This is a genomic window from Synechococcus sp. CS-1332, from assembly GCF_025127995.1.
Taxonomy (GTDB): Bacteria; Cyanobacteriota; Cyanobacteriia; order PCC-6307; family Cyanobiaceae; genus Cyanobium.
In genome coordinates this window covers 37,564-64,031 of sequence record NZ_JAHLYP010000051.1, presented here as the reverse complement: position 1 = coordinate 64,031, position 26,468 = coordinate 37,564, and the positions used below count along the sequence as shown (strand labels likewise).

General features: G+C 67.7%; 22 protein-coding genes and 1 tRNA gene. 12 read left to right on the top strand and 11 right to left on the bottom strand.

Annotated features, from left to right (window positions below; translation table 11 throughout):
• Positions 1 to 549: magnesium chelatase domain-containing protein (locus tag KQ305_RS13385; RefSeq protein WP_311134357.1), on the bottom strand; the 549-nt coding region annotated here is incomplete at its 3' end.
• A 55-nt stretch (positions 550 to 604) separates the two neighbouring features.
• On the opposite strand from KQ305_RS13385, the gene KQ305_RS13380 reads away from it, so the two are divergent.
• The 3 genes from KQ305_RS13380 to KQ305_RS13370 all read left to right on the top strand — a co-directional run bounded on the left by KQ305_RS13380 (position 605) and on the right by KQ305_RS13370 (position 3,264).
• On the top strand, positions 605 to 949 hold the full coding sequence (locus KQ305_RS13380; RefSeq protein ID WP_259725894.1) for a histidine triad nucleotide-binding protein: 345 nt from the start codon (positions 605 to 607) through the stop codon (positions 947 to 949).
• Positions 950 to 1,019: 70 nt separating this feature from the next.
• Positions 1,020 to 3,041, top strand: coding sequence for an ABC transporter ATP-binding protein/permease (locus KQ305_RS13375; RefSeq protein ID WP_259725893.1), 2,022 nt, complete (start codon positions 1,020 to 1,022; stop codon positions 3,039 to 3,041).
• A 4-nt stretch (positions 3,042 to 3,045) separates the two neighbouring features.
• Positions 3,046 to 3,264, top strand: a complete 219-nt coding sequence (locus KQ305_RS13370; RefSeq protein ID WP_259725892.1) for a chlorophyll a-b binding domain-containing protein — start codon at positions 3,046 to 3,048, stop codon at positions 3,262 to 3,264.
• Here KQ305_RS13370 and KQ305_RS13365 read toward each other — a convergent pair whose 3' ends face one another.
• From KQ305_RS13365 to psbX, 4 genes are all read right to left on the bottom strand, one after another.
• Entirely contained in the window at positions 3,265 to 3,771 is a 507-nt protein-coding gene (locus KQ305_RS13365; protein ID WP_259725891.1) for a hypothetical protein, read from the bottom strand.
• Positions 3,768 to 4,292 carry a Tol biopolymer transporter periplasmic protein gene (locus KQ305_RS13360; RefSeq protein WP_259725898.1) on the bottom strand — a complete coding sequence of 175 codons (525 nt, stop codon included), beginning with the start codon at positions 4,290 to 4,292 and terminating at the stop codon, positions 3,768 to 3,770. Before KQ305_RS13360 ends, KQ305_RS13365 begins: the two co-directional genes overlap by 4 nt.
• A 52-nt stretch (positions 4,293 to 4,344) precedes the next feature.
• Complete coding sequence (locus KQ305_RS13355) at positions 4,345 to 5,343, bottom strand: Ycf66 family protein (protein ID WP_259725890.1); 999 nt, start codon at positions 5,341 to 5,343, stop codon at positions 4,345 to 4,347.
• 61 nt (positions 5,344 to 5,404) lie between these two features.
• The gene (psbX, locus tag KQ305_RS13350; RefSeq protein WP_216909263.1) at positions 5,405 to 5,527 is read right to left on the bottom strand and encodes a photosystem II reaction center X protein; all 123 of its coding nucleotides are present in this window, start codon (positions 5,525 to 5,527) and stop codon (positions 5,405 to 5,407) included.
• Positions 5,528 to 5,612: 85 nt separating this feature from the next.
• On the opposite strand from psbX, the gene KQ305_RS13345 reads away from it, so the two are divergent.
• Positions 5,613 to 5,942, top strand: coding sequence for a YggT family protein (locus KQ305_RS13345; RefSeq protein ID WP_259725889.1), 330 nt, complete (start codon positions 5,613 to 5,615; stop codon positions 5,940 to 5,942).
• Positions 5,943 to 5,961: 19 nt separating this feature from the next.
• On the opposite strand, the gene accC is transcribed toward KQ305_RS13345, so the two are convergent.
• On the bottom strand, positions 5,962 to 7,311 hold the full coding sequence (accC, locus tag KQ305_RS13340) for an acetyl-CoA carboxylase biotin carboxylase subunit (protein WP_259725888.1): 1,350 nt from the start codon (positions 7,309 to 7,311) through the stop codon (positions 5,962 to 5,964).
• Between the two features lie 161 nt (positions 7,312 to 7,472).
• On the opposite strand from accC, the gene KQ305_RS13335 reads away from it, so the two are divergent.
• The 3 genes from KQ305_RS13335 (at position 7,473) to msrB (ending at position 9,345) form a co-directional block, all read left to right on the top strand.
• Positions 7,473 to 7,554, top strand: a tRNA-Leu gene (locus KQ305_RS13335).
• 42 nt (positions 7,555 to 7,596) lie between these two features.
• Positions 7,597 to 8,895, top strand: coding sequence for a glycosyl transferase (locus tag KQ305_RS13330; RefSeq protein WP_259725887.1), 1,299 nt, complete (start codon positions 7,597 to 7,599; stop codon positions 8,893 to 8,895).
• A gap of 39 nt (positions 8,896 to 8,934) precedes the next feature.
• Positions 8,935 to 9,345 (top strand): peptide-methionine (R)-S-oxide reductase MsrB, encoded by a 411-nt coding sequence (gene msrB, locus KQ305_RS13325; RefSeq protein WP_259725886.1) that lies wholly within the window; start codon positions 8,935 to 8,937, stop codon positions 9,343 to 9,345.
• 18 nt (positions 9,346 to 9,363) lie between these two features.
• Here msrB and KQ305_RS13320 read toward each other — a convergent pair whose 3' ends face one another.
• Positions 9,364 to 10,524, bottom strand: coding sequence for a PRC-barrel domain-containing protein (locus KQ305_RS13320; protein ID WP_399231644.1), 1,161 nt, complete (start codon positions 10,522 to 10,524; stop codon positions 9,364 to 9,366).
• A gap of 164 nt (positions 10,525 to 10,688) precedes the next feature.
• Positions 10,689 to 14,309, bottom strand: a complete 3,621-nt coding sequence (smc, locus tag KQ305_RS13315) for a chromosome segregation protein SMC (RefSeq protein ID WP_259725897.1) — start codon at positions 14,307 to 14,309, stop codon at positions 10,689 to 10,691.
• 102 nt (positions 14,310 to 14,411) lie between these two features.
• On the opposite strand from smc, the gene KQ305_RS13310 reads away from it, so the two are divergent.
• Both KQ305_RS13310 and KQ305_RS13305 read left to right on the top strand, forming a co-directional pair.
• Positions 14,412 to 14,888, top strand: a complete 477-nt coding sequence (locus tag KQ305_RS13310) for a glycine zipper domain-containing protein (RefSeq protein ID WP_259725884.1) — start codon at positions 14,412 to 14,414, stop codon at positions 14,886 to 14,888.
• Complete coding sequence (locus tag KQ305_RS13305) at positions 14,885 to 15,250, top strand: phage holin family protein (RefSeq protein ID WP_259725883.1); 366 nt, start codon at positions 14,885 to 14,887, stop codon at positions 15,248 to 15,250. The genes KQ305_RS13310 and KQ305_RS13305 overlap by 4 nt, the downstream gene beginning before the upstream one ends.
• 12 nt (positions 15,251 to 15,262) lie before the next feature.
• On the opposite strand, the gene KQ305_RS13295 is transcribed toward KQ305_RS13305, so the two are convergent.
• Positions 15,263 to 17,251 (bottom strand): S8 family serine peptidase, encoded by a 1,989-nt coding sequence (locus tag KQ305_RS13295; protein WP_311134356.1) that lies wholly within the window; start codon positions 17,249 to 17,251, stop codon positions 15,263 to 15,265.
• A gap of 124 nt (positions 17,252 to 17,375) precedes the next feature.
• On the opposite strand from KQ305_RS13295, the gene KQ305_RS13290 reads away from it, so the two are divergent.
• Entirely contained in the window at positions 17,376 to 17,879 is a 504-nt protein-coding gene (locus tag KQ305_RS13290; RefSeq protein WP_259725882.1) for a hypothetical protein, read from the top strand.
• A gap of 19 nt (positions 17,880 to 17,898) precedes the next feature.
• On the opposite strand, the gene KQ305_RS13285 is transcribed toward KQ305_RS13290, so the two are convergent.
• Positions 17,899 to 19,545, bottom strand: a complete 1,647-nt coding sequence (locus tag KQ305_RS13285; protein WP_259725881.1) for an alpha-amylase — start codon at positions 19,543 to 19,545, stop codon at positions 17,899 to 17,901.
• Positions 19,546 to 19,612: 67 nt separating this feature from the next.
• On the bottom strand, positions 19,613 to 20,788 hold the full coding sequence (locus KQ305_RS13280) for a class I SAM-dependent RNA methyltransferase (protein WP_259725880.1): 1,176 nt from the start codon (positions 20,786 to 20,788) through the stop codon (positions 19,613 to 19,615).
• Between the two features lie 820 nt (positions 20,789 to 21,608).
• Between KQ305_RS13280 and KQ305_RS13270 the strand changes: the two genes are divergently transcribed.
• On the top strand, positions 21,609 to 24,386 hold the full coding sequence (locus tag KQ305_RS13270) for a PriCT-2 domain-containing protein (RefSeq protein WP_259725879.1): 2,778 nt from the start codon (positions 21,609 to 21,611) through the stop codon (positions 24,384 to 24,386).
• 598 nt (positions 24,387 to 24,984) lie between these two features.
• A complete protein-coding gene (locus tag KQ305_RS13265; protein ID WP_259725878.1) occupies positions 24,985 to 25,986 on the top strand; it encodes a CBS domain-containing protein in 1,002 nt (333 codons plus the stop codon).
• The last annotated feature ends 482 nt before the right edge of the window (positions 25,987 to 26,468 follow it).

Here is a 26,468-nt window from a genome sequence, read left to right as displayed (position 1 = left end):
TGGCAGGGCTGCGGCCACGGGCGCTTGCCGGGCTCGCCCCGGATCCCGCAGCAGGGCCACCACCTCCACCAGATGGTCGGCCCCCCAGACGGCGAGCCCCTCCACCAGGGCGGCCTCCGTGGCATTGGCCGCCGGCACCACCAGGGCTCGGGCCCCGTGCCGCCGGGCGGCCAGAGCCAGGGCCAGCACCCCTCGGATCGCCCGCAACCGCCCGTCGAGGCCCAGCTCTCCCGCGCTCCAGACCCCTTCCACCTCGGCGGCCGCCAGCTGCTGGCTGGCCACCAGCAGCCCCAGGGCGATGGGCAGATCGAAGCCAGGGCCGGCCTTGGGCAGGTCGGCGGGGGCCAGGTTGACCACCACCCGGGTGAGGGGCACCCTCAGGCCGCCGTTGCGCAGCGCCCCGCGCACCCGTTCCCGCGATTCCTGGGCCGCCGTATCGGCCAGGCCCACCACCCGCAGCCCCGGCAGACCCGGCGCGATGTCCACCTCCACCGTCACCGGCAGGGCCTCCAGGCCCCGCAGGGCCCCACTGCTGCACCGTGCCAACATCCCTTTGGAGCCCACTGCCCGTTCAGTGCCACCTCCCGACCACTCCCGGCGTCCCATGGCCAGCAGCGACACCATCTTCGGCCGCATCCTGAGCGGCGAGATCCCCTGCCAGGAGGTCTACGCCGATGACCTCTGCCTGGCCTTCCGGGATGTGAACCCCCAGGCGCCGGTGCACGTGCTGGTGATTCCCCGCGAACCGGTCGCCCAGCTGGGTGAGGCCACGGCCGAGCATCAGGAACTGCTGGGACACCTGCTGCTGGTGGCCGCCAAGGTGGCCCGGCTGGAGGGGCTCGAAAGCTGGCGCACGGTGATCAACAGCGGCGCCGGCGCCGGCCAGACCGTGTTCCACCTGCACCTGCACGTGATCGGCGGCCGCCCGCTGGCCTGGCCGCCCGGCTGATGGCCGGGCGCACACCGCCACCCCCGCCAGGTCGGGCTGGCGGAGAGAATGGCGCGATCCGCCCCCTGCCATGACCCCCCTGAAGGCCCTTCGCGAGCAGCTGGGCAAGCTGCAGCGCCTGGCCCAGCCCTACTTCCTGCCCCTCGACGAAGGCGGTGGCGGCAGCGGCCAGTTCCTGCTCCTGGTGGTGGCCCTGCTGGCGGTGGTGGTGGGTTTCACCCTGCTGCTGCTCACCGGCGTGATCGCCGCAGCAGGCGCCTGGATCCCCGAGCTGCGCAGCCGCTTCCTGCCCGGGGTGCCCGAGCAGGTGGCCGCGGTCTGGAAAGGGCCGATCGGCATCGTGGTCATGGTGCTGTTCGCCGCCGGCCTCGCCGCCTTCATCAGCCTGCGGGCCAAGCTGCGCCAGGGGCGCTGGCTGCCCTGGTTGCTGCTCGGGGTGATCGCCCTGCTGATCCTGGTGATCAACGGCATCAACGTGGGCATCAGCTTCATTGCCCGGAACATCGAAAACGCCCTGGTGGCCTACAAGGCGGAGGAGTTCTGGAAGATCGTCGCGATCTATGCCTTCTGCCTGGTGCTGGCCCTGCCGATCCGCGCCATTCAGAGCTATCTGATCCCCAAGCTGGGTCTGCTGTGGCGGGAGTGGCTCAGCGGCCGGATGCTGGGCCGCTACCTCACCAACCGGGCCTACTACGTTCTCAACCCCAACGATGAAAGCGTTGAGGAGATTGACAACCCGGACCAGCGGATCTCCCAGGATGCGGCCAGCTTCACCGCCACCAGCCTGAGCGTGACGGTGGAGATCATCTCCGCCCTGCTCACCTTCTTCAGCTTCATCATCGTTCTCTGGAGCATCAACCAGACCCTGGCCCTGTGGTTGCTGGGCTATTCGGTGGGCGGCACGGCCTTGATCGTGTTCGCCAGCCGCAAGCTGGTGAACCTGAACTATCAGCAGCTCAAGCTGGAGGCCGATTTCCGCTACGGCCTGGTTCATATCCGCGACAACGCCGAATCGATCGCGTTTTATCGGGGTGAACGCCAGGAGCAGAAGGAGGGGGAACGCCGTCTTGATGGGGTGATCGTCAACTACAACCGGCTGATCATCTGGGAGGCGCTGATCAGCGTCATCCAGCGCTCCTACGACTACTTCTCCCGCTTCCTGCCCTGGTTGGTGATCGCGCCGATCTACTTCGCCAAGCAGGTCGACTTCGGTGTCTTCGGCCAGGCCAGCATCGCCTTCTCCCAGGTGCTCTTCTCGGTCAGTTACATCGTCAACAACATTGATCGGCTGGCCGCCTTCTCCGCCTCCATCAGCCGTCTCGAGGGCTTCCAGGGCAAGGTGGAATCGATCAGTGCCGAGATGGCCGAGTTCGTGGCCGCCGAGCAGGCCTCCGCCGGTGGCGCCATGGGCGCCGGTGCCGGAGCGGTGCGCCCCGAATCGATCCTGGTCAGCAACGTGAACCTGGTGCCGCCCCGCACCAACCGCCTTCTGGTGCGCGATCTCAGCCTGGAGGTGACCGCCAGCCAGCGCCTGCTGGTGGTGGGGCCCTCGGGCTGCGGCAAGACCTCCTTCCTGAGGCTGGTGAGCGGCCTCTGGCCACCGGCCGCCGGCAGCGTGCAGCGGCCGCCGGTGGGCGAGCTGATGTTCATTCCCCAGAAGCCCTACATGCTGCTGGGCAGCCTGCGGGAGCAGCTCTGCTACCCCCAGCCCCCCGATCGCTTCAGCGACGAGCAGCTGCGCCATGTGCTCGAGGAGGTGCGCCTGCCCGAACTGGTGCATCGCTATCCGGACCTGGATATCAAGCAGGACTGGCCCCGCCTGCTCTCGCTCGGCGAGCAGCAGCGCTTGGCCTTCGCCAGGCTGCTGCTCAACTCGCCCCGTTTCGTGGTGCTCGACGAGGCCACCAGCGCCCTCGATGTCGCCACCGAGAAGGCCCTCTACGAACTGCTGGTGGAGCGGGAGATGGCCTTCGTGAGCGTGGGTCACCGCCCCACCCTCACCGCCTACCACGACACGGTGCTGGAGCTCGATGGCAACGGCGGCTGGTGCCTGCTGCCGGCAGCCGGCTATAGCTTTGGCCGCGAGGATTGATCCGATGAGCGACCCTTCCACCACTCCATCAGCCGACGTCCCCCAGGACGCCGTCACCCCGCCCGCCACCAGCGCCACCACCTCCGAGGTGCCGGCCTTCGGCTGGAGCGGCTACGCCGAGCGTGTCAACGGCCGTTTCGCCATGCTCGGCTTCGTCGCCGTGCTGCTGGTCGAGGCCTCCAGCCATGACACCTTCCTGCACTGGGCGGGCCTGGTGCCCTGATCAGGGCACCGCAATCAGGTCCACCTGCCACTGGCCCTGGCGGCTCACCTCCACCGCCAGTTCGCGGCCGTCGCCCCGCAGGGCCACCCGGCGCGGCACGCCAGGGGGCTGCAGTGGCACCGGCTGCAGGGCCATCAGGTTGCGGCGGTAGAGCACCAGCTCGGTGCGCCCCTCCAGTTGGCGCACCAGGGCCAGGCGCTCGCCACGGCCATCCACCGCCACGCTCAGGGGCTGGGCGTCGGGCCGCTCCAGGCCCGGCAGGGGCACCGGCTGCTGGCGCTGCAGGTCCACCAGCTGCACCCGGTCGCGGCCGTCGCGACTGACGATCAGGGCCAGCCAGTCGCCGGAGAGGGAGGGGCCCCGGGCGGGGCCGGCGGCCTCGAGGCGCTGGTTCAGCCCCACCAGGGGCTGGGGCAGGGGCGCCAGGCAGCCCGTCAGCAGCAGCGGCAGGGTGCCCGCCACCGCCACCGCAGCCGCCCGGATCAGCCTCCCGGCGCCCAGTGTCATGGGGCAGCGGCCGGCGCCCCCCGCACCGGCAGGCCGGCGGGCAGGTCCGGCTCCAGCAGGGCGGTGAGGTCGTAGAGCTGCACCCGCGAGCGGCCGTCCCCCTCGGTGGCGATGGCGATGCGCCGGCCATCGGCGGCCAGGCTGAGGCTTTCGGGCACCAGACCGCCGGGCAGGGGCAGGCGGTGCAGGCGTCCCGTGGTCCGGTCCTCGATCAGCACCCGGCGCTCCGGGCCCTGCTGCACCAACAGGGCCAGATAGCGGCCGTTCCAGCTCAGGGAGGGCGACCGGTGTGGCTGCAGTCGGCCGAAATGGCGCAGTGGCAGCACCGTCCCTGAGGGCTGCTCCTGCAGCAGCACCGAGTCGCGGCCGTCCCGGCGCACCACGCTGGCCAGTACCCGGCCGTTGCCGCTCAGCGCCGGATCCTGGCGGTCTGCCCCGCCCCAACCGACCGGACCGGCGCTTCGGCGGCCCCAGCTCCAGCTGCCACAGCCCGAGAGCAGAAGGGCCAGCAACCCGAACACAAGCAAGGGAAGACCTGGATGAGGCCGCCGCCGGGGGGGGGTGCTCAGCGGCTCAATCGTCGAAGCGGGAGCTGTTGTCCCTGCTGGAGCCGGGGGGCGGGCCGGAGGGGGGCTCGCTCGCCGGTGGCCTGGCACTGGGAGGACCTGGCCGGGGCCGGCTGCTGGCCATGGGCGAGAAGTCAGCATCACTGACGTCGTCGGCAGCTCCGCTGCGGGCGCTGCTGGGGCGAATCGGCGTGCCCATGGGTGTTCCCTGGGGTGCCCCCAGGCCGGGGTCACGGGCCGACGGGGCTGGAGTTCCTGGGGGGGTCGGGCCGCGGCGACCGGAGCGGGGGATGGTGTCGGCGGCGGCCACCGGGCGTGAGCCGCGGCGAGGTTCCGGGGCGTTGTCCCGCTCCCGGCGGCGGGCTCCGAAATCAGCGGCCTGCGAGCGGCCGGATCCACCGGCGGAGTAGCGGCCGGCTGCACGCTCGGGGCGGTCATCGATGGGATCCCGCTCGGGCCGGCTGGAGGAACGCTCTGAGCGGGGGTTGTCCCAGGAGTCGGGCTCCTCTCGGCGGCTGGCGGCCCGCTCGGGGATCGCGGCCCGACTGGGCCGGCGCGGACGATAGAAGTCGTCCTCGGGTTCGTCTCTGGAGGGAATGCGACGCCGCAGCGGCTCCGGCTCATCAAAGCGGTCCGGTTCGTCGTCGTAGCTGCGGCCTCCGCCCAGACCTCCCCGCGGTCGGAACGGGGCGGCGGCGGGTTCCTCGTCGTCGAAGTAGGAAGAGCGGCGGGCCTGTTCGGTGGTCACCCCACGCAGGCGGACGCTCTCATAGGCAAAGAAAACGGTGGTGCCGGCGAGCAGGAACTGGCCGAACTGCAGGATCGGGTCGAGACGCCAGCCCTGAAAGAAGAGAATGCCGCCGCAGAGCAGACCAATGGCGGCGAAGAAGACGTCGTAGTCCCGGGCCAGGGCCGGCTTGAAGCTCCTCATGAAGTAGAGGAAGGCTCCGCCGACTGCCAGGACGATGCCGACGATGCTGGCCCAGTTGAGGCTGGCGTTGACCACGGCGGTTGACCCGGGCGACGGCCATCACTCTAAGGACCCTACCCGCGCTGTCAGCGGAACCTCAGAGCCGCCGGTCGAGCTGGTCGTTCTGGCTGATCAGCACCAGAGCGATGGCGATGGGGATCACCACGATGACCGCGCCCCAGCCGAGGCTGCTGAGGAAGTTGGCGAGGGAAGGGGTCATGGCGGGCGTTCGCTCTGGACAGCTCGGGGGATCCTAGGCAGTGGGGGCGAGTTCCTACGATCGGAGTTCAGACGCTTAGAGCTTTGTGACGGCCCTGGCCTTTCCCGCACTGGCGCCCCTGCCCCTGCTGCACCTGGCCCTGGGGCTGGCCCTGGCGGCCTGGACTTTGTTGTTCCTGTTCCGGATCGTTCTCACCTGGTATCCAAGTGTGGACCTCACCAGGGGGGTGATGCGTGTGGTGGGGGTGCCCACCGAGCCCCTGTTGGCCCTCACCCGGCGCCTGATCCAGCCCATCGGTGGGGTGGATGTGACGCCGGTGGTCTGGGTAGGACTGATCAGCCTGCTGCGGGAGCTGCTGGTGGGTCAGCAGGGTCTGCTCACCCTGGCCCTGCTGCGTAGCCAGGCCATCGGCTGAACCGGCCGCCTATCGGGGCTCAGCGGTTCAGCATCTCCTCTTCAACAAACTTGGTCCAGACTTCACCGCGCTGGAACTCCTTGCGATCCAGCAGGGCCAGGTGGAATTCGATCGTGGTGGGAATGCCCGTGACGGCACATTCCGACAGGGCCCGGCGCATGCGGCGGATGGCGTGGTCGCGGTCGACCCCCCAGACGATCAGCTTGCCGATCAGGGAGTCGTAGAAGGGGGGAATCTCGTAGCCCGTGTAGACGTGGCTGTCGATGCGCACCCCTGGCCCGCCGGGGGGGAGCCAGCCGGTGATCTTGCCCGGGGCTGGCCGGAAGTTGTGGCTGGGATCCTCGGCGTTGATACGGCACTCGATGGCATGGCCGCTGATGTGGATCTGGTCCTGGCGCACGGAGAGCGGTTCGCCGCCGGCGATGCGCAACTGCTCGGCGATCAGGTCGATGCCTGTCACCATCTCGGTGACGGGATGCTCCACCTGGATGCGGGTGTTCATCTCCATGAAGTAGAAGGCGCCGCTCTTGTCCACCAGGAACTCCACCGTGCCGGCTCCCTCGTAATCGATGCTGCGGGCCGCCGCCACCGCCGCCTCGCCCATGCGACGTCGCAGCTCCGGATCCAGGCCCGGGCTGGGAGCCTCCTCCAGGAGCTTCTGGTGGCGGCGCTGGATCGAGCAGTCCCTTTCCCCCAGGTGCACCACGTTGCCGTGGCGGTCGGCCAGCACCTGCACCTCCACGTGCCGGGGCCGGTCGATGAATTTCTCCATGTAGAGGCCGGGGTTGCCGAAGGCGGCTTCCGCCTCCCCCTGGGCGGCCCGGAACAGGCTTTCGAGCTGATCGGCGGCTGGCACCAGGCGCATGCCCCTGCCGCCGCCACCGGCGGTGGCCTTGATCATCACGGGGTAGCCCATCGTCTCGGCGAGGGCGGCCGCTTCGGTGGGATCCTGCAGCAGACCTTCGCTGCCGGGGATGGTGGGCACACCCACCTGTTTCATGGTGATCTTGGCCGTCGATTTGTCGCCCATGGCCAGGATCGCAGCCGGCGAGGGGCCCACGAAGATCAGGCCATGGTCGAGGCACTTCTCGGCGAAGTCGGCATTCTCCGCCAGGAAGCCATAACCGGGATGGATGGCGTCGGCGCCGCGGGATGTGGCGGCCGCCAGGATGTTTGGAACGTTGAGGTAGCTGCGGCTGCTGGGGGCTTCGCCCACGCAGACCGCCTCATCCGCCAGCTGCACATGCAGGGCGTTTTTATCCACGGTGCTGTAAACGGCCACCGTGGCGATGCCGAGCTCCCGGCAACTGCGCAGGATGCGGAGAGCGATTTCGCCTCGGTTGGCGATCAGCAGTTTGCCGATGGGCATCCGTGCAGGTCCGGGCGATAAGGGCTGGCGGGGGTGCGGCCGTGCCGGGGCGGACTGTATCAGTGCTCACCGGCGCCCCCGGCGGCGAGGACCTTCGGGGGTGGGGGGAGCCCATGGGTATATTGCTCAACCGGTGCGGTGCTTCGGCCTGCGCCAGCCACGCGGATGTGGTGGAATTGGTAGACACGCACGTTTGAGGGGCGTGTGGCTTCGGCCTTGCGAGTTCAAGTCTCGCCATCCGCATTTTTCTTTTCAAGCTCCCGTCCCCCGGAACCTGGGGTTCTCTTGACCCAGCCGTCGCCGGTCTCCGCTCCAGCCGCCGAGAGCGCGATCGTGCTCGTCAGCAACGGCCCGGGGGAGCTGAGCACCTGGGTGCGGCCCCTGGCCGAGAAGCTCCATGGCCTGGAGCCCCTGCGGCCCCGCGATCCCGCCGCCAGCTGCAGCCTGCGGCTGGTGCTGGTCCCTTGCCCCAACGCCACCGGCGCGGAGCATCGGGTGGCCCAGGGCTGGGGCCTGTTCGAACAGGTGCTGCCAGCCACCCGCTTCTGGTGGCTGCTGCTGCGGCCCCGCCGTCACGGCCCCTGGCCCGCCCGGGGGGTGGTGGTCTTCCTCGGTGGTGACCAGTTCTGGACCGTGTTGCTCTCGGCCCGGCTGGGCTACCGCCACCTCACCTATGCGGAGTGGGTGGCCCGCTGGCCCCGCTGGAACGACCGCATCGCTGTGATGGGGCCCGCCGCCGCCGGCCGCCTGGCCCCCCGCTGGCGCCAGCGGGCCACGGTGGTGGGGGACCTGATGGCGGACCTCTCGGCCCTGGCCCGCCAGGACGATCCCCTGCAGGCCGGTGACTGGGTGGCCCTGCTGCCCGGCTCGAAGCGGGCCAAGTTGCTCGTGGGAGTGCCATTCCTGCTCGAGACAGCCGACCGGCTGGCGGCGTTACGGCCGGGCTGCCGCTTCCTGCTGCCGGTGGCTCCCACCACCTCGGTGCGGGAACTGCTGGCCTACGGCGGGCCGTCCAACCCGCTGAACCGGCGCCAGGGGGCCGGCGAGCCCCATCTCCAAGGCGACGAGCTGGTCACGGCGGCAGGCACCCGCATCCTGCTGCTGCAGCAGCATCCCGCCCATGCCGCCCTCAGCCAGTGCGCCCTGGCCCTCACCACGGTGGGGGCCAATACCGCCGAGCTGGGGGCCCTGGCGGTGCCGATGATCGTGCTGGTGCCCACCCAGCATCTGGCGGTGATGCAGGCCTGGGATGGCTGGCTGGGGCTGGTGGCCCGGCTGCCCCTGCTGCGGCGTCTGGTGGGGGTGGCCCTCACCGCCTGGCGCATGCGCCACCGGGGCTTCCTGGCCTGGCCCAACATCTCCGCTGGCCGCGCCGTGGTGCCGGAACGGGTGGGACCGATCGAACCGGCCCAGATCGCCGCCGAGGCGGCCGACTGGCTGGAGCATCCCGAACGGCTCTCGGCCATGGCCAGCGACCTGCGCAGTTTGCGGGGAGCGCCGGGGGCCGTGGCGGCCGTGGCGGCGATGGTGCGTGGCCTGCTGCCGCCGCGGGAGCGGTCCGGGCGACCATTGCAATCTGGATAGGATTTCTTCAACCATTGCCCCCCTGCGGGGTTCGCCACCATGCAGCCGAGCGATTCCACCCCCCTTGAGCACGTCGACGAGGCTGACTTGCGGGCCCGGCTGACCCCTGAGCAGTACCGGGTGGCCCGCGAGGGGGGCACCGAACGGGCCTTCACCGGTGCCTACTGGAACAACAAGGCCACCGGGATGTACCACTGTGTCTGCTGCGGCAGCGAGCTGTTCAGTTCCGACAGCAAGTTCGATTCCGGCACCGGCTGGCCCAGCTTCTGGGAGGGCGTGGGGGCCGGGGCGATCAACACCCACACCGACCGCACCCACGGCATGGAGCGCACCGAGATCCGTTGCGCCCGCTGTGACGCCCACCTCGGCCATGTCTTCAACGACGGCCCTGCCCCCAGCGGTCAGCGCTATTGCGTCAATTCGGCGTCGCTGCGCTTTGCGGAGGGCTGAGGCCGCAAATCGGCCGGTTCACCAGGGATCGTCGAGGATCTCCGGCTCCACATCCACCGGTTCCTTCGGCCGGGGGGCCGGGGCCTGGGGCCGCTCAGCCCTCAGGGGCTCCCGTCCTCGCAAGGGCTCATCAACATCCCGCTCAGGAGGTTCTGAGGGTGAGGCATAGGGCTCAGGCTCGAAGGCCCGTTCCTCCCGATAGCGCTCCCGGTCGTAGCGCTCCTCGTCGTAGCGGTTGTCGTAGCGGGTGGGGTTGCGGTCGGGCGCCATCCGCTCCTGCCGGTCGCTCTCCCGGCCGCTCTCTCGGCCGCTCTCTCGGCCGCTCTCTCGGCCGCTCTCTCGGCCGCTCTCCCGGCCGCTCTCCCGGCCGCTCTCCCGGCCGCTCTCCCGGCCACCGTAGGGATCTGCCGGCGCCGGGCGGGGCTCGGGGCGCTGGCGCGGCTCGGAAAGGTCGTCGTCGAGGTAGCGACGCTGGCGCAGGGGCTCCCGTTCGCGCCGTTCCTCCAGCTCCACGTATTCCAGCTCCTCGGCGGGTTGGAAGCTGCGGCTGGTGGCTGGCTGGATCCGGCGTTGCTCCTGGGCGACGGGCTGTCCGGCCGGTAGCTGGTTCTCGGCAGGAACGGCCCCGGTGCGGAAGCGATCCCGCTCCTCCTGCTCCCAGCTGGCGCCGCCGATCCCCAGTTTTTCCAGCAGGCCGGTGCCGAGCTGTTTGAGTTTCTCCTCGGCTCCCTCGTAGACGATGATCCGATCGGGGCCGCTGCTGACCACCTCCCCCACCGGCATTTCCCAGGTGCTGAGCACCCCTTCCCCCAACAGGGGAACGCCCAGGGCACCGATCACCAGGGTGGTGAGCTCACCGGTTTCGATATCGAAGCTGAAGCCGAGAACGCGGCCGAGTTGTTCCCCCGACTCGGTGATCACTTGGCAGTTGATGACCTTGCTGTAACGCTCGGGATTGAAGCCCTCGGCCAGGGAATCCACCGAGTCCACCAGGATCACGTCCCCCACCTGGCGGATGCGATCCAGCGGCATCCAGCGGGGCAGGCCCGGCAGGAAACGGGTGAGAGGGTTGTCGCGCAGGCCCAGGGCCACCACTTCACGCCGGTCGATGTCGACCACCACCTCACCGACGACGCCCAGGCGGCGGCCGGTGTCCCGGGTGATCACCTGGGTGCCCATCAATTCGGAGCGCAACCAGAGGCGGTCGCTGGTGGCGGCGGGCTCGGTGGAGGGGGGAATCGGGGAGGTCAAATCCGGAGATCGGGGCTGGACGGCAGGGGGAACGGGAGCGACTTCACGGCCTGGAACAGCCTGGTCGGCCCATTGTGGCCCACGCGGTCGGCTCAGGCCGCCGGCGGCAACCCGACCACCTGGGTGTGGGAGCCGCGGGCCTGGGTGACGCCGATGGTGCGGGTGGCCGCGGCGATCATCGGCCGGCGGTGACTGACCACCATGAACTGGGCCTGGTCGGCCTGGGCGGCGATCAGGGCCGCCAGCCGCTCCACGTTCACCCCGTCGAGGAAGCTGTCCACCTCGTCGAGGGCGTAGAAGGGCGAGGGGCGAAAGCGCTGCAGGGCGAACAGGAAACTCAGGGCGGTCAGGGATTTCTCACCTCCGGACATCGAGGCCAGCCGCCGCACCGCCTTGCCCTTGGGATGGGCCACCAGGGTCAGGCCGCCGTCGAGGGGCTGGTCGGGGTTCTCCAGCTGCAGGTGCCCCTCGCCGTCGGAGAGGCCGGCGAAGATGGTCTGGAAATGGCCGTCCACGGCCCGGAAGGCCTCCATGAAGGCCTCCTGGCGCAGCGTCGCCACCGTTTCGATCCGCAGCAACAGTTCCTCCCGCTCCTTGCTGAGCACCTCCAGCCGGTCGTCCAGGTCGGCCAGCCGCTGCTCCAGCAGCTCGAGCTCCTCGAGGGCGAGCATGTTGACCGGCTCGAGGACCTCCATGCGCTGCTGCAGGCTGCGCAGGTTCTGTTGCAGCGCCTCCAGGCCCCCGTCGCGGACCTCCTCGGGCAGCTCGGGCCGGGGCTCGGGCAGTTCCCGTTCCATCTGGGCCTGCCGCAGGCCGTGGCTGCGCTGCTCCTCGGCCAGGGCCAACCGTTCCTCCTGGCGCCGTTGCAGCTCCCACTGGCGCTGCTGCAGGGCCTGGCGCTGGCCGGCCAGATGGGCTTCGGCCCCGTCGCGGGCCCGGCGCCGTTCGCCGAATCGGGTCTGCAGGTCGGCTTGCTGCCGCTCCAGGACGGCGCGGCGCTCCTGCTCCACCTGCTGCCGCTCCTTCCAGAGCTGGCGTTCGCCCACCAGGGCCTGCACCGCCTCCACCAGCCGCCGCTCCTCCCCGGCGAGGGCTTCCAGCTGGCTGCCCAGCCGTTCCGCCCCCAGGGCCCGCTCCCGCCGCTCCGCCTCCAGGCCATCCCGCTGGCGGCGGGCCTCCACCAGGGTCTGGTCCGCCCGCTCCAGCTCGCTCTGGAGCCCCTGCCAGCGGGCACTGTCGTCGTTGCCGCTGGCGAGGCGCTCGGCCTCCTCCAGCTCCGCCAGGGCCTGGCGCAGGGGGGGCAGGGTCTGCTCGAGGGTCTGCATCCGGCGACCATCGGCCTGAAACGCTTCCTGCAGCTGCTGCAGCCGGCTGCTCACCTGCTCGCGGCGCTGCTGCCGGGGGGCCAGGGTGCGCTCGGCGGCGCCTCGTTCTGCCTCGAGGGCGGCCTGGCGCTGCTGCAGCTCCAGCAGGACCGGCCGGGCTTCCTCCAGGCCACGGCCCAGCTCGGCTTCGTGGCGGCGGCAGGCCAGCAGGCTCTCCCCCAGCTCCAGCAGCCGCTGCCGCAGGGGCTCGGCCTCATCGCCCTCGCTGCTGCGGCCGAAGCCCAGCTGGCCGGAGCGCTGCTGCAGGCTGCCGCCGGTCATGGCGCCGCTCTTCTCCAGCAGTTCGCCCTCCAGCGTCACGGCGCGGCAGCGGCCCAATTCCCGGCGGGCGTCGCCGAGGGTCGCGAACACCAGGGTGTCCCCGAAGACGTAGCGGAAGACATCGGCATAGACGGGCTCGTGGCGGATCAGATCCACCGCCCGCCCCACCATCCCGCCGGCACCGGCACCACCACCAGGGTTGCCCCGCTGCAGGGCCGCCCCTCCCGAGGCACCGCTGCCACCCCCACTGCCGCCCCGGATGCGGTTGAGGGGCAGGAAGGTGAGCCGGCCGGCGCGGCGGCTCTTGAGCAGCTCGATCGCCCGGGCGGCGATGCGGTCGTCCTCCACCACCACCTGGGCCAGCCGCCCGCCCGCCGCCACCTCCAGGGCCACCCGCAGCCGCTCCTCCACCTCGCCCAGCTGGGCCACCGAGCCGTGGATCCCCTCCAGCCCCGCTTCCAGCAGCAGGCGCAGGGCGCCGGTGCCGCGGCTCTCCTGAAGGGTCTCGCGGCGGCTGTCGAGGCGGGCGATCTCCCGTTCCAGGCTGGTCTGCTCCTGCTCCAGCCGCGCTCGGGTGCGCTGCTGCAGCGCCAGGGCCTCGGCCAGCTCCTGGGCCTGCCGCTGGCGTGCTTCCAAGCTGGCCAGGAGGGTTCTTTCCTGCTCCGCCAGGGTCGCTACCGAGGCGCTGCCCTCCGCATGGGCGGCGTCCTCCTGCTGCTCCTCGCCGCCGAGTTCCTGGAGCCGCTCGGAGGCTTGCCGCAGCCGTTCCTCCAGCTGCTGCCGTTCGGCCAGCAGGGGCGCGAGCTGCTCCTGCAGCTCCTGGCGCCGGCGGCTGCGGCCCTGCTGCTCCTCCAGCCAGCTGCCGGAGCGCCCGGCCACTTCCCCGAGCCGCCTGCGGGAGAGCTCCACCGCTGCCTCGGCCTCGCGGCAGAGGGCCTCGGCCCGGGCGACGGCGCCGTCGTCGGCCTGGCCGTCGAGGGCCTGGCGTTGCTGACGCAGCTCGCCCTGGTTCTGCTGCAGCTCCTGGCGACGGCGCTGCAGTTCCTCGGCCTGGTGGCCATGGCGTTCCGCCTGGCGGGCCAGTTCGCGGCCGCTGGTTTCCAGACCGGCCAGTTCGGCCTGTACCGCCAGCAGCTGGTCTTCGCCCAGGGTCTTCACCTCCGCCTGCAGTCGCTCGAGGGCGGCGGCGGCGGCGACCACCTCGGCTTCGGCGGCGACGATCGCCTCCCGCTCCTGCTCCTGCTGGCGGTCGAGGCTTTCAAGCCGGCCGGCCAGGGCCAGGCCGTGGGCGCGGGCCTCTTCCCAGGCCAGCACCTGCTCCTGCAGGCGCCCGTGGTGCAGCCGTTCGCGCAGCTCCTGGTAGGTGCGCGCTTTGGCGCAGTCGCGCTCGAGCTTCTGGCGGGCCGCCAGCAGTTCCTGCTCGACGATGCGGCAGCGCTCCTGACGCTCGACCACCTCGTCGAGCTTGGCCCGGCTCTGCTCAATGCGGGAGTCGAACAGGGCCACGCCGGCCAGCTCATCGATGATGCCGCGCCGGTCGCGGGCGCTCATCGAAACGATCCGGGTCACGTCGCCCTGCATGACGACGTTGCTGCCCTCCGGATCGACCCGCAGCCGCCGCAGCTGGGTCTGCAGCTGCAACAAGTTGCAGGGCACCCCATCGGCGCTGAAGCTGCTGCTGTAGGTGCCGCCGGGGGCCACCCGCAGCCGCCGGGTGACACTCCACTCCCGCTGGCCCCGCTCCAACCAGGGACCCTGTTCAGGAGCGTCCAGCCCCTCCTCGGCGCTGTCCGGCTGCCAGTCGCCGAGGTCAAAGCGGACGGTGACGCTGGTTTCTGCCGCCTTCCCCTCCCGCAGCATGGCGCTGTTGATCAGATCGGGAAGTCGCTCAGCACGCATGCCCCGGCTGGTGGCCAGGCCCAGGCAGAAGAGCACCGCGTCAAGGATGTTGCTCTTGCCGGAGCCGTTAGGGCCCGTGACCACCGTGAAACCTTCCTGCAGCGGGATGGTCATCGACCCGCCGAAAGACTTGAAGTGGGTGAGCTCAACCTGATTGATGTGAACCAACGGGCTCATGCATCAGGCGACTGCACTTTAGCCGAGGTGCTGACGAACTCAAGTCACCCTCTCTACGGTGAAGCCACCTCGGCCTCGCCACCAGATTCCCCCATGGAAACGGATACCACCCATGCCGCCACGGACCCCGCTCAGATCGCGGCTCCGGAACCCACAGGGTCAGGTGAGGCCCAGCGCCTGCAGAAGCAGTTCCGGGACCGCTTCGAGAGCCTGCTGCCCACCATCCAGAAGGAGTGGCCCGAGGTCGCCCGCCACACCCTGGAGGCCACCCGGGGCAGCTTCGATCACGTGGTGGAGGTGATCAGCCATCAGAGCGGCGTCACCGCCACCGGCGTCAAGCAGCAACTGCTGGATCTGGTCAATGTCACCGGTGAACAGGCGGGGCAGGTGGTGGACGCGCTGCGCCCCCTGGAGGATCAGCTTGAGCACCTGCTCGATGACCTCAACACCACCCTGCGCCCCCGGATCGAGAAGCCGGTGCGGGAGCGGCCGTTGATGGCCCTCGGCATCGCCGCCGGCGTGGGGCTGGTGGTGGGTCTGCTGCTGTCTTCGGGTCGGCGGTCGGCATGAGCGGCCAGAACTTCGCCCGGGTCACGGCGCTGATCAGCTCGGTGATGGACCTGCATGTGCGCATCGCCCTGCAGGAGGCCGACAAGGAGAAGCGGCGCCTGGTGGGCGGGGGGGTGATGCTGGGCATGGGCCTCACCCTGATGACCCTGGCGCTGGTGGCGGCCGAACTGGTGCTGCTGCTCTGGATCCGGGAGGCTTTCGCCCTGAGCTGGCTGCAGGCCGCGGCGGCCGTGGCGGCCCTTGATGTGGTGCTGGCCGGCGTCAGCCTGCGCATCGGCGGCCAGATGCTCAAGGGCCCTTACCTGCCGCAGACCACCGCCGGGCTGATCCGCACCACCCGGGCTCTCACCGGAAAGTCCTGAGGCCCACCGGGCTCAGAAGCTCAGCTCCAGCCGCAGGCTGCGCAGGGTGCCCCGGTCGGCGCGGGCCGTGTCGGACACCTCCAGGGTCCAGGTGCCGCTGGGATCTTTGCCCTTCAGGCCCGCCAGGGCGGGGGCATTCACCGCGTCGTAGGTGATCTTGAGGTTGTCGGTGCCGCCACCGGCCCGGTCGTGCAGCAGCACAGGGGCGGCCCCCAGGGCGGCGGGCGGCAGCAGCCGGAGCACCAGATCGCCGATGTAGGTGTGGTCGAGATCCACGGTCACCTTGATCGACTGCAACGGGCCCGGGGCGGCCACCGGCAGGGTCAGGCTGGCGGTCTGGAAGTCGTTGATGGGCACATCCTGCACCGCCTGGAACACCAGGGCCGCCGCCGGCTGGGGCGGGCGGGCCAGCTCCACCGCCTTGCGGGCGCTGACCCGCCCGTAGCCGTAGAAGGGGCTGCGCCCGCTGGCGTCGTAGTTGCCACCGGCGGTGTCGATCCGGACGCAGGCCTGCCGCAGGATCTCCCGCACCTGATCCCAGCGCAGGGCAGGGTTCCGCGCCAGCACCAGGGCCGCCACCCCGGCCACGCCAGGGCAGGCGCTGGAGGTGCCGCCGAAGGCGTTGGTGTAGTGGCCCGCCGGGTCGCCCTTCTGGGGGCTGCCCTGGTTGTAGCCCAGCCCGCCGGAGCGGTCCGTGGTCCAGATGCCGGGGGTGAGGGAGGGCCGGCCGTCGCTGCTGGGGAAGCTGCACCACACGGCCTTGCCGTAGTCGCTGTAGGCGCTGCGTTTCGAGAGGTCGTTGCAGGCCGCCACCGCGATCACCCGGGCGTAGCTGGCGTAGCCGTCGTTATCGACGCTCTCGTTGCCGTTGCCTGCCGCGAACAGCACCACGCAGCCCTTGCCGCTGCGGCCCTGGGTGGTGGCGAAGTCGATCGCCAGCCGGGTGGAATCCGGCAGCGGCACCACCTGGCGGTGGGCGGGGTCGTTCGGGTCCCACCAGGCGCCGTCGGGCGGGCCCCAGCTGCAGGAGATCACATCGGCGCCGTTGCGGGCCGCCCAGACGAAGGCCTCCGCTTCCGCCTGGGAGCCCAGGCCGGAGGCCAGCCGGATGGGAATCAGTCGGGCGCCGGGGGCCACGCCAGTGGCACCGAACTGGCCGTTGGCGCAGGCCACCCCCGCACAGGCCGTGCCGTGGTCGTCACCGCGGCCGGGCCGGGGATCGCCGCTCTGGCGGGTCACATCCCGCGGCGCGACGACCTTGCCGGAGGAGCGGAACTCCTCATGGTCGATGTCGAAGCCGTCATCCACCACCGCGATGATCGCCCCGCTGCCGTCGCTGAGGGCCCAGGCCGCTTCCACCTCGGCGTGGGCATCGACGAGCCGGCCGTTGACGGCGGTGGCTTTGAGGTGCCACTCGGAGGGGAAGGCCTGCCGGCGTTGCCGGCTCAGGCTCACCAGTTCCGGGTGGCAGAGCGTGACGGTCTCTTCGCCCAGCAGGGTGCCCGCGATCTCGAACACGCTGAGCCCGCTGTTATCGGGAGCTGCCACGAAATAGGCGTTGCGCGCATAGGTGAGAGCGCGTTTGAGGCTGAGGCCGTGACGTTGCAAGACAGCCTCACAGGCCTCGGCTTCCGCGTCGTCCTCGAACTTGATGAACAGATTCTCCGTATAGACCACAGGCCGACCGCCGGCATCCACAAGAACTCGGCCGGCAAAGTCAATCGCCGGTTCGGCCTTGAGCAGGTTGCGGGCGCTGTCGCGCAGGGACCCATCGGACTGGGGGAGTTTCGTGCTCAACAGCTCGACCCCCGCCTCGCGGAAGCGGGTAAGGGTCTCGAACTGGTCAAGAATCCGGTGGGTCTCGGCGCTGACAGGCGACACCTCGAACGGCCGCGCCGGCATCACCGCCTGGCGACTAAGGGTGCGGACGACGAGGTGATTGTCGCTGACATCAAATGCATAGGGGACACCATCTTTGCCGCCATAGCGAACCTGAACCATCGGCTTTCCGGCTGCGGTTGTCACTCTCCGCCGATGGGCTTCTGAATTCAAGACAACGGAACAGGACGTGATCTGCCGTCACAGGCAGGGGGCTAACGTCTGCGGACTGGCGGGGGGCCGGTCGATGGGCCAGGAGCAGGGGGCCATTGCGGCGATGTTCGACGCTTTCCCCCAGCAGATCAGCATGGGGGGGCCGGGATCGCTGCTCCTGGCGCAGAAGCCTGGCTGGTACGCCCTGCATGGGCAGCCCCTGCCGGAGGCGAACGTGATCCTGCTCTTCGAGCCCGAGGCGATCGCCGTGCTGGCCGGCACCCCTGCGGCCCCCCTGGCTCCGGGCCAGGCCATCAGCCCGGTCTATGCCCAGGCCGGAAGCGACGAGCTGGCTGTCCCCACCGGAGTGCTCTTCCTGCGTGTCCGACAGGGGGAACGTGCGAAGGACCATCGCGCCGCCCTGGAGCAGGCCGGCTGCCGCATCGCCAGCCTGCCCGACCATGCACCTGAGGCCGCCTGGTTGCGGGCCAGCAGTGGCCGCATCGCCGACGCCCTCGGCTGCCTGGACAGGCTGCGGGACCTGCCGGGTGTGGAGAGCATCGAGCCCCAACTGCTGCGGCGCAGGGCGCATCGTTAGCCGCCGGGGCCGGCAGCGTTCAGAGCGTCACCCCCATCACCGCCAGGGCCGCCTCCTCCACCCACACCGACACCGACCCCCCCGGGCAGTGCCATTCCGCCCAGCCGTCTGCGTTGGTGGTGACCGGCGCCTGGATGTGCCCGGTGAGGTCGCGGAAGGTGGTGTGGCGCTTCCCCACCTCCATCCACTTGTGGCCGGCCGCTCCGTCGCTCATCAACACGGCCATGGACCCGGGGTGACCGGGGGTGCCCAGGCGGGTCCAGCCGATGCTGTTGACGTGGTCGAGATAGTCGTACTGGGGGCCGTAGGCGCAGTGGCTGCGGGCCAGAAGGAAGCGGTCGATCAGGAAGCGGTGGCTGGGCAGAACGATCCTGTGCTCCTGGCCGTTCTTGCTCTCGGTGTAATCGGCGCCGTAGTAATCGGCATGGAAGATGCAGGGATAGCCCTGGTCGCGCAGCAGGATCACCGCGTAGGCCAGGGGTTTGAACCAGGCTTCCACCACCGATTCCAGCGATTGCAGCGGCTGGGTGTCGTGGTTGTCCACCAGGGTCACAGCCAGCAGGGGCAGCTGCTGCATCAGGGTGCCGTCGAGCAGCCGGCGCATGTCGTAGTGACCCCCGCTGCGGCTGGCCTGGTGAAAATTCATGTGCAGCGGTGCATCGAACAGGCTCATATGGCCGCCGGTGTTGGCCGCATACCAGTGCAGGCTTTCGACGTTGTAGGTCCAGTACTCGCCCACCACGAACAGATCGCGCTGGGCATGCTCCTCCAGGCTGCTGATCCAGTCGAGGAAGAAGTCACTGGCGATGTGCTTGATCGCATCGAGCCGGAATCCGTCCGCGCCCACGTGGTCGAGGGTCCACAAGCCCCAGTGTTTGAGCTCGCCGCGCACCTCGGGGTGGTTCACGTTGAGATCACTGCCCATCAGGTAGTCGTAATTTCCCTTCTCGAGATCGACGTTGCTCTCGAATCCGGACCCTTGGGTGCGCCAAACGGCCTTGAAATCGGGATCCAGGCTGTTGTGATCCACGGCGTCGAAGTGATACCAGTGCCACTGCATCGACGAGTAGCGGTCGCCGCGGCCATCGAAGCGGAACCGGGTCCAGGCGCTGATCGTGCGTTCCTCCCCCAGGGACCGGTTGCGGTCGGCGGGGTCGTAGGGGGTGGCCCGGTACTGCTCCTGGTCGTCGGCGTTGAGCTTGTGGTTGAACACCACATCGGCGTACACCTGGATCCCGACCTCACGGCAGGCCTGCACGGCTTCCAGATACTCCTGCTTGGTGCCGTATTTGGTGCGCACCGTGCCCTTCTGGTCGAATTCGCCCAGATCGAACAGGTCGTAGGTGCCGTAGCCCACATCCCACACGCTGCCCCCCTTGCCGGCCGGCGGTAGCCACAGGGCCGTGATGCCGGCCTTGGCCAGGGCCGGCGCCTCCTGCCGCAGCCGCCGCCAGTGGCCGCCGTCGCCATCGCTGTACCAGTGGAACCACTGCATCAACGTGCCGTTGAATTCCGTCGGTGACGCCAGCTTGCGGGCGCTGATCTCGGCCTCGTGGCTGGCCAGCCACTCCTGCAGCAAGTTCACCGTCGCCGTTCCGGTGTCGAGGGCCGGATCCCTCCCGACGGCGAGAACCTCCTGCTTGAGCGCTTCAAAGAGTGAGGCCATGGAGGCTGGCGGGGCGGAGGCAGGACCCACCGCTAGCAGTGCTGGCCCGGAGCCGCTGTAGCCGGCCTCAGTGGATGTCGTAGCGGAGCCAGCGGCAGTCGATGCCGCCATTGCTCACCGGCACCCGGCGGCTGGCCTTCATGCGCAGGGCGCCCGTGAGTGCGGGGTTGCCGCTCAGCAGCCACAGGGTCCAGCCACCGCAGTGCTCCTTCAGCATCCGCCCCAGATCGCCGTAGAGCGCCTCCAGGTCGTCGTCGCCGCCGACCCGCTCCCCGTAGGGCGGGTTGCACACCAGCACACCGGGTGTCTCGGGGGGATGGAAATCGCGAAAGTCCCCCTCCCGCAGATCGACCCAGTCGGCCACGCCGGCGGCGGCCGCGTTGCTGCGGGCCATGGCCAGCACGGCCGGATCCCGCTCCATGCCCACGACCGCGGCCAGGGGCTCGCCGCCTGGGAGGCACGAGCGAGCCATGGCCATGGCAGCGGTCCGCTCCCGCTGCCACAGGGGGGCATCGAAATCGGGCCAGCGCTCCAGGCTGAACGTGCGCTCCAGGCCGGGGGCGCGGCCAAGGGCGTGGCAGGCGGCTTCGATCAGCAGGGTGCCGGAACCGCAGAGGGGATCGGCTAGGGGCACCGTGCCGTCCCAGCCGGTGTGGGCGATCAGTCCGGCGGCCAGGTTCTCCTTGAGGGGAGCCAGGCCCATGGCAGCACGGTAACCGCGCCGGTGCAGGCTGGCGCCGCCGCCATCGAGGCTCAGCACCGCCTCGGGGCCACTGCCGCCGGGGCGCCCGGGGCTGAGGTGCAGGTGCAGCACCAGGTCGGCATCGTCCAGGTCCACCGAGGAGCGGGACCCCCACACCTGGCGCTGCTGGTCCACCAGGGCGTTCTTCACCTGAAGGGCGCTGTAGTGGCTGTGATTGAGGCCCGGCACACTGCCGCTGGCCTCGACCCGGAAGCTCAGCTGCGGCGGTAGCCACCGCTCCCAGTCAGCGGCCCGCTGCACCCCGTCGTAGAGCTCCTCGCGGCCGCGGCAGGGGAAGCGGGCCAGCTGGCGCAGGAAGCGGAACGGCAGCCGCGCCTGCAGATGCAGCCGGTAGAAGGTGGCCGCATCGGCCCGCAGACCCACGGCGCGCCGCAGGGGGCGCACCTCAAGGGCGCCGAGGGCTGACAGTTCCGCCGCCGCCGGTTCCTCCAGTCCCGGAGGAACCACGGCGATGACGTCGAACGGGGAGGGGGTGGCCATCCCCCCATGCTGCTTGCCGGCCGGCGGCCCGAAGGTGGCAAGATGAACAAGCTCGTCTTCGGACGAACTAGGTGGTCCACACCAGTGTCTCGGACAGCGGTTCGATTCCGCTCAGCTCCATTCCCCCAGGCCCACCGGCTCCGGCCGGTCCGTCATCCCGGGGCTGCAATGGTTTCGACGGGGCATGAGGAGGGTGACTGAAGCCTGCTCGGTAAGAGCGAACCCGTAACAGCGAACAACATCGTTCGTTTCTCCCGTCAAGCCGCCCCCGTGGCTGCCTGACACTCTTAACGGAGACGGGGTGAGGTCAGCCTTGTCACCCAAATGACCCATGGGGCCTGGAAGGGCCCTTTTCAGTAGGAACGGCAAGGGTTTTGGGGGTTCGATCTAACCCCGAATCTGCACCCGTGACCATCTCCGTGACCATCCCTGCTTGAGGAGCCCTGCCAGGAGCGCCTGGCCGTTGCAGGGCCTTCGGAGAAGTGACTAGGATCTTCGCAGCCGGCAAAAGCCAGGCCCACACCTCACCGAACCAGGGGTCCCAACCCCGCAAGGTCCTTCGTTTGGTGTGGTTATGGCAGGAATCTGGATTTCGACTCCCGAAATGGCTTTGTGCCTAGGGGTCCATCCGAAGACGCTCCTAAAGCTGCGTCGATGTGAGTTCTCTCCTTTCCGAGAGGGTGTCCATTTCCGCCGTGGCGGGCTGAGCACCTTGGCGCCGCTCCAGTGGGAGACCGAGGCTGCGGAACGCGCTTTCACCAGTTTCCGGCGTATAGACCCCGCACAGGTGGAAACCTTCGCATCGGCGAGGGCTTGAGCGATGGCCTCCACAGAGGTGCGCCATGGCCTGACCTCGCTTGCCACTATCAAAGGGGAATGGCGTGAACAGGCGTATGGCCGTTGGTTCTTACTGCTTACCTCCATCGCGGATATTGACAGCGATCTGTTATTGAACGGCAGCGGTGACTGCCCTCTGTGCCATGCGGTCGGCACCTTCCGCTGGAGTCAAACGGACGACGGTGATGGCGGCCATTGCTCAAACTGCGGCGGCCCAAATCAAAAAGGTGGTCCGCTCAGCGACATGGAGCTATTTCGGCGCCACTTGGGTCTGACCTTTGAAGATGCCGTCGCCAAGATTGATGGCGGAATCTGCGGCGTACTGCATCGACAACTCAAGCGCCAGCCGCCAATGCAGGCCGAGCGCAACGCAGGCGATGCCCTGCGCGAAGAACTGATATTCCTTCCCGCCGATTGGCGACTGGTTCGCGTCGGCCCAGACAAGCGGCCGATTGGTGCTGACTGGCAATCAGTTCCTGGCCTATCGCCTGATGATGCGATCGAACTGGAAACCATGCCTCCCGCGTGGGGCCTGCTATCAGGGCCGCAGTCCGGTTCCGTTGTTCTTGATCTTGACGAAGATGGATGGCGCGAAGACTTCGCAGAGCGCACCGGCCATCCAATCGAGGACTTACCGCAGACCATCGCGTGGACTTCAACCAAGCCTGGGCGATCCGGTCGTGCATTTACCGTCGATAACGAGTGGTGGCCTCACCTGGCCAATCGTCGGCCCTTCACCCGCCCATGGCAGGAGGGTGATCCCATCGGAGAACAAGGGCAGAAAAGTCCCGTCACCCTTTGGGAGCTGCGCGGCGACCGGCACCAGGCGGTCATCATCGGCGCGCACCCTGAAACAGGCTCCTACCGCTGGCTGGAAGGCTGCTCACCGCAGGACATTCCCGACCCAGCGCAGGCTCCCGATTGGCTACTGGAGCACCTAGCCGTTCAGGAGGTCAAGCAGGCTGAGCCATACACGCCGCAGGATGGTGATGCAGAGAGGGCGGTCGCGATGCTCGCGACAATCCCCGCCGAACAGCACAGTAACTACGACAACTGGTTGCGCATCGGCATGGCGCTCCACTCCGTTGATCCCGGCTTGCTGTCGAACTGGGTGGACTGGTCAAGGACGATGGCTGGGTTTGACGAGGGAGAATGCCTTTACAAGTGGCAATCGTTAGGAAAGTCCAATCGCGGCAGACCCGCAACCATCGCATCGCTGCACCATCTGGCAAAGCAGCATGGATACAAAGTGCCGAAGCGACTGCCCCCAGCCGTCCCGCCAGCGAAGGCACTGAAGCTCCCTCAGTCGGTGGTAATCGATGGGGGTGCCCCTGAGCTGAAGCTTCACAGCAAGGACAGCGACTGGCTCCCCACGGTGATGAAACTCGCCTTCGGTGCTGATCGTTGGCTTCACATCGAAGGCATCCTTCACCGCTGGAACGGAACCCACTACCAAGCCCTCCCGGATCAGGCACTTGCACCACGGGTTGCGCCTGTACTCAGTCGCCTCTACTACTTCAACACGCAGACCAATGAAGACATCCACCACTGGGCCAGACCCGCCCGCGTTACGGAAGCGATCGAGTGGTTCAGGAAGACCCTCCTGCCATGTACTGACTCCAACCCCCCGAACGCGATCAACTGCCGGAATGGCACCATCACTTGGGCCTGGAACGGTGACCGCATGGAGCTCACCTTCGGTCCCCATGACCCCGCGCAACGGTTCACCTACTGCCTGCAATACGACTACGATCCGCAGGCAGATGGAGCACACCTGTGGCGCCTCCTGGATGCTCTGGAGCCGCAGGACCGCGACACCATGAAACGGCTTCTCGGCTCTGGTCTGCAGCTTGACCGTTTCCGCGCTTCGAAAGGTCGTCCTCGTGCCTTGCTGCTCCTGGGTGATGGCGAGAACGGCAAGGACACCATCCGGGGCGCCTTGAGCCTGACACTCGGCGCCCGTGGCATGACCGGCTGCACCCTCTCCGACTTTCAGCAGTACGATAAGGGCCGGAAGTTTCCCATCTCCCCTCTCCGGGGTGCCCGCATCAACTGGAGCCCAGAGAACACCAGCTTCGCAAGGCTCGAAATGATCCAATCGCTCAAGGGTGCTATCACGGGTGAAGAACTGAGTTGGGAGCAGAAGAACGTTCAAGAGCAACCTTTCACACCTAACGCGATCTTCCTGTTCAATTGCAACCAGCCCCCGCTGATGGATGCTGGACAGGCCGCCATGCAATCGCGCTGGCATGCTGTTCGCTTCCTCAAGCGCTATAGCAGCAACCCCGACCCGAGCGACCCCAACCAGCTAAAGGCTGATCCCCGACTGAAGGATGACCTGGGTTTCATCCGGGAGAACATCTGCCCAGCAATGCTGAACTGGCTCCTGGAAGGGCTTCAGCTCGCCGTACGCGACGGCATCAACTTCCGCAGCACACCCCAGACAATTGACGCGATCCGGCGACATTCATGCCACCTGTTCGATTTTGCAGAAGACGTCGGCCTGGAGGCTGACCCCACCGCCGAGATTGAGCACCGCAAGGTCTGGAACCTGCTGGAAAGCTGGTATCAGCAACAGAAGATCCTCCACCTTGACAACAACGGCCGGCCCAGCTGGAACGATCGAGACATGGTCGGCGATCCACCTGTTCGCACCCCTAACGGACTGGAGCGCCGCCTGAAGGCTGTCTTTCCGAAGCTCTCCAGCAGGAAGGCGCCGAAGACGCGAATCGCCTTGCTTAAAGGGGTCGTGCTGGTCTGAAAAGGCATCTGGGGAAGGCATATGCCTTCCAGGGGGAAGCCATCGGGGAGGCATAGGAGAAGGCATCTTTAAGGCCATGACAGGCGGGGGAGGCATCGCACCCCTATTTTTCAAACTCAATTTCCACTCACGCGCACGCGCAAGGCCAGAGGTGATTTTGATTTTTTGCCCCGGATGCCTCCCTCTCCTGTCCCCATCTGGAACATGGCTTCCCCAATGGCTTCCCCGTGCCTTCCGCATGGCTTCTCCGTAATCCCCTCATGGCTTCCCCGGCCTTGCCCGCAACCAGTCACGATCCGCCGTCGCCCGTGTGCCCTGGATTGGTCTGCATCCCACGTTCCGGCTGCAGGCCCTGACCGTCCCTGACTACTCCCGCTGATCGCTAGATTGCCGTTCAGCACTTCACTTAGGACTGTGAATCAACACAACTGTGGGAGAGTGAATCAGTCCAAGTCAGCCAAGCAGATTGCTCCGCCTAACGCTGCCCCTGAGTGGCAGGCAGTGTGCTTGGGGAGGCGAAGCAGAAGGTGTGCGGTGGCCTGTCCACTCGAGGGGCCTGTTAGGCTTAATCTACAAGGGATGCGGTCTCCGGATCAGGATGGCAATACCACACGACGCGATTAACTCAGTCCAGCAGGGTGTTGAACCCCAATATTCCGTTAGAGATATTCTTGGCTGGTTTGAAAAAACACGTCGCGGGGTCAATGTCGTCGCAGAAATTCATGGTGCATTATCTGCGGCCAATCTGGAGACCGAGCCATCTTTTGAGACCGCTTATCTCGATGAACACGTAAAGATAAAACGAACCGGTGGCCCCATTCAGGATGACATTGTTCGAGGCGGAACAGTGGATGATCCTGTAATCAGAGTTACGTCGGTAGCAGCCGCTCATAGAACGATTATATCAGTAACAAGGTCTGAAACTGTAGAGCGTGCAATCACGCTAATGCTCGAGAACAATTATTCGCAGCTACCAATTATGGGCCGCTCCGATGCCCGGGCTATTGATGGCATGTTTAGTTGGCGATCTCTCGGTGTTGAGCTTGCAAGTGGGAGACAGCCAGTTCGAGTGCAAGATGCGATGGAGCATTCTGAGATTGTTAATCATGACGACGACTTAGTCCAAGTTGTCCAACGCATCCTTCTGCATGATGTAGTTGTTGTCCAGGCTCAGGATCGTACTTTCCAGGGCATACTGACTATTCACGACATTGCCGAGCAGTTTCAGGCTTTAGCTGAGCCATTTCTCCTTGTGGGAGAGATTGAGAAGCAGGTTCGGCGGCTTATAGATGGACGATTCACTCACCAGGAGCTCATGAGCGTTAGGGATGGAGATGATTCCCGAACAATCACAACAGTAGCAGATCTAGCTTTTGGTGAATACCTCAGACTGATACAATCTCCGAATAACTGGTCAAGACTGGGGCTGGCAATCGATCGCGCCGAATTCGTCCGCATCCTTGACAGAGTTCGCGAGATTAGAAATGATGTGATGCATTTCGATCCTGACGGGCTTGACAACGAAGTCAGGAAAGAGCTGCAGAGTGCAAAGAGGCTGCTGACTTGCATCAACCCTGAGCCAGCACCAAGACCTGAATAACTCTTGTTTATTGCCTAACTACTAATGGGCGGGTCCGTGTATAGCCCTCATGGAGCCCCCCTTTCAGTAGAAGTCACAGATGGCGGCAGAGCTGACATGAGGGGAACCCTTGCAAGAACATGAATTTGGTGCAGACCCCCGCAAGCAAAGAGGATGTTGTCCGGGTCAGCATAACGTCCGCAAAACTCGGTTCCACCCCTGCCGATCTACGCAGCGGCCAGGTCCTAAAACTGCTCTGCAGGCTTGCCCTGCCGCGTATGTGAAAACTGGAGGGGCATAGCTTCCACCCGAGGCTTTCCCCAACCCTGGAGTCCAGCTGTTGGCCCTGGCTGTTCCCTGCTACCGCCGCCGGCTGATCGGTCGGCTCCGGCCCCGCGTGGTCGGGTGGAGCTACTCCAGGCGTCGCCTCCCCCGCCTTCGGTTGCAGGGAGTGATGTGGATCCGCTCGAAGTCTTCGGGGCTATGCGGCTTCCCTCTTACCG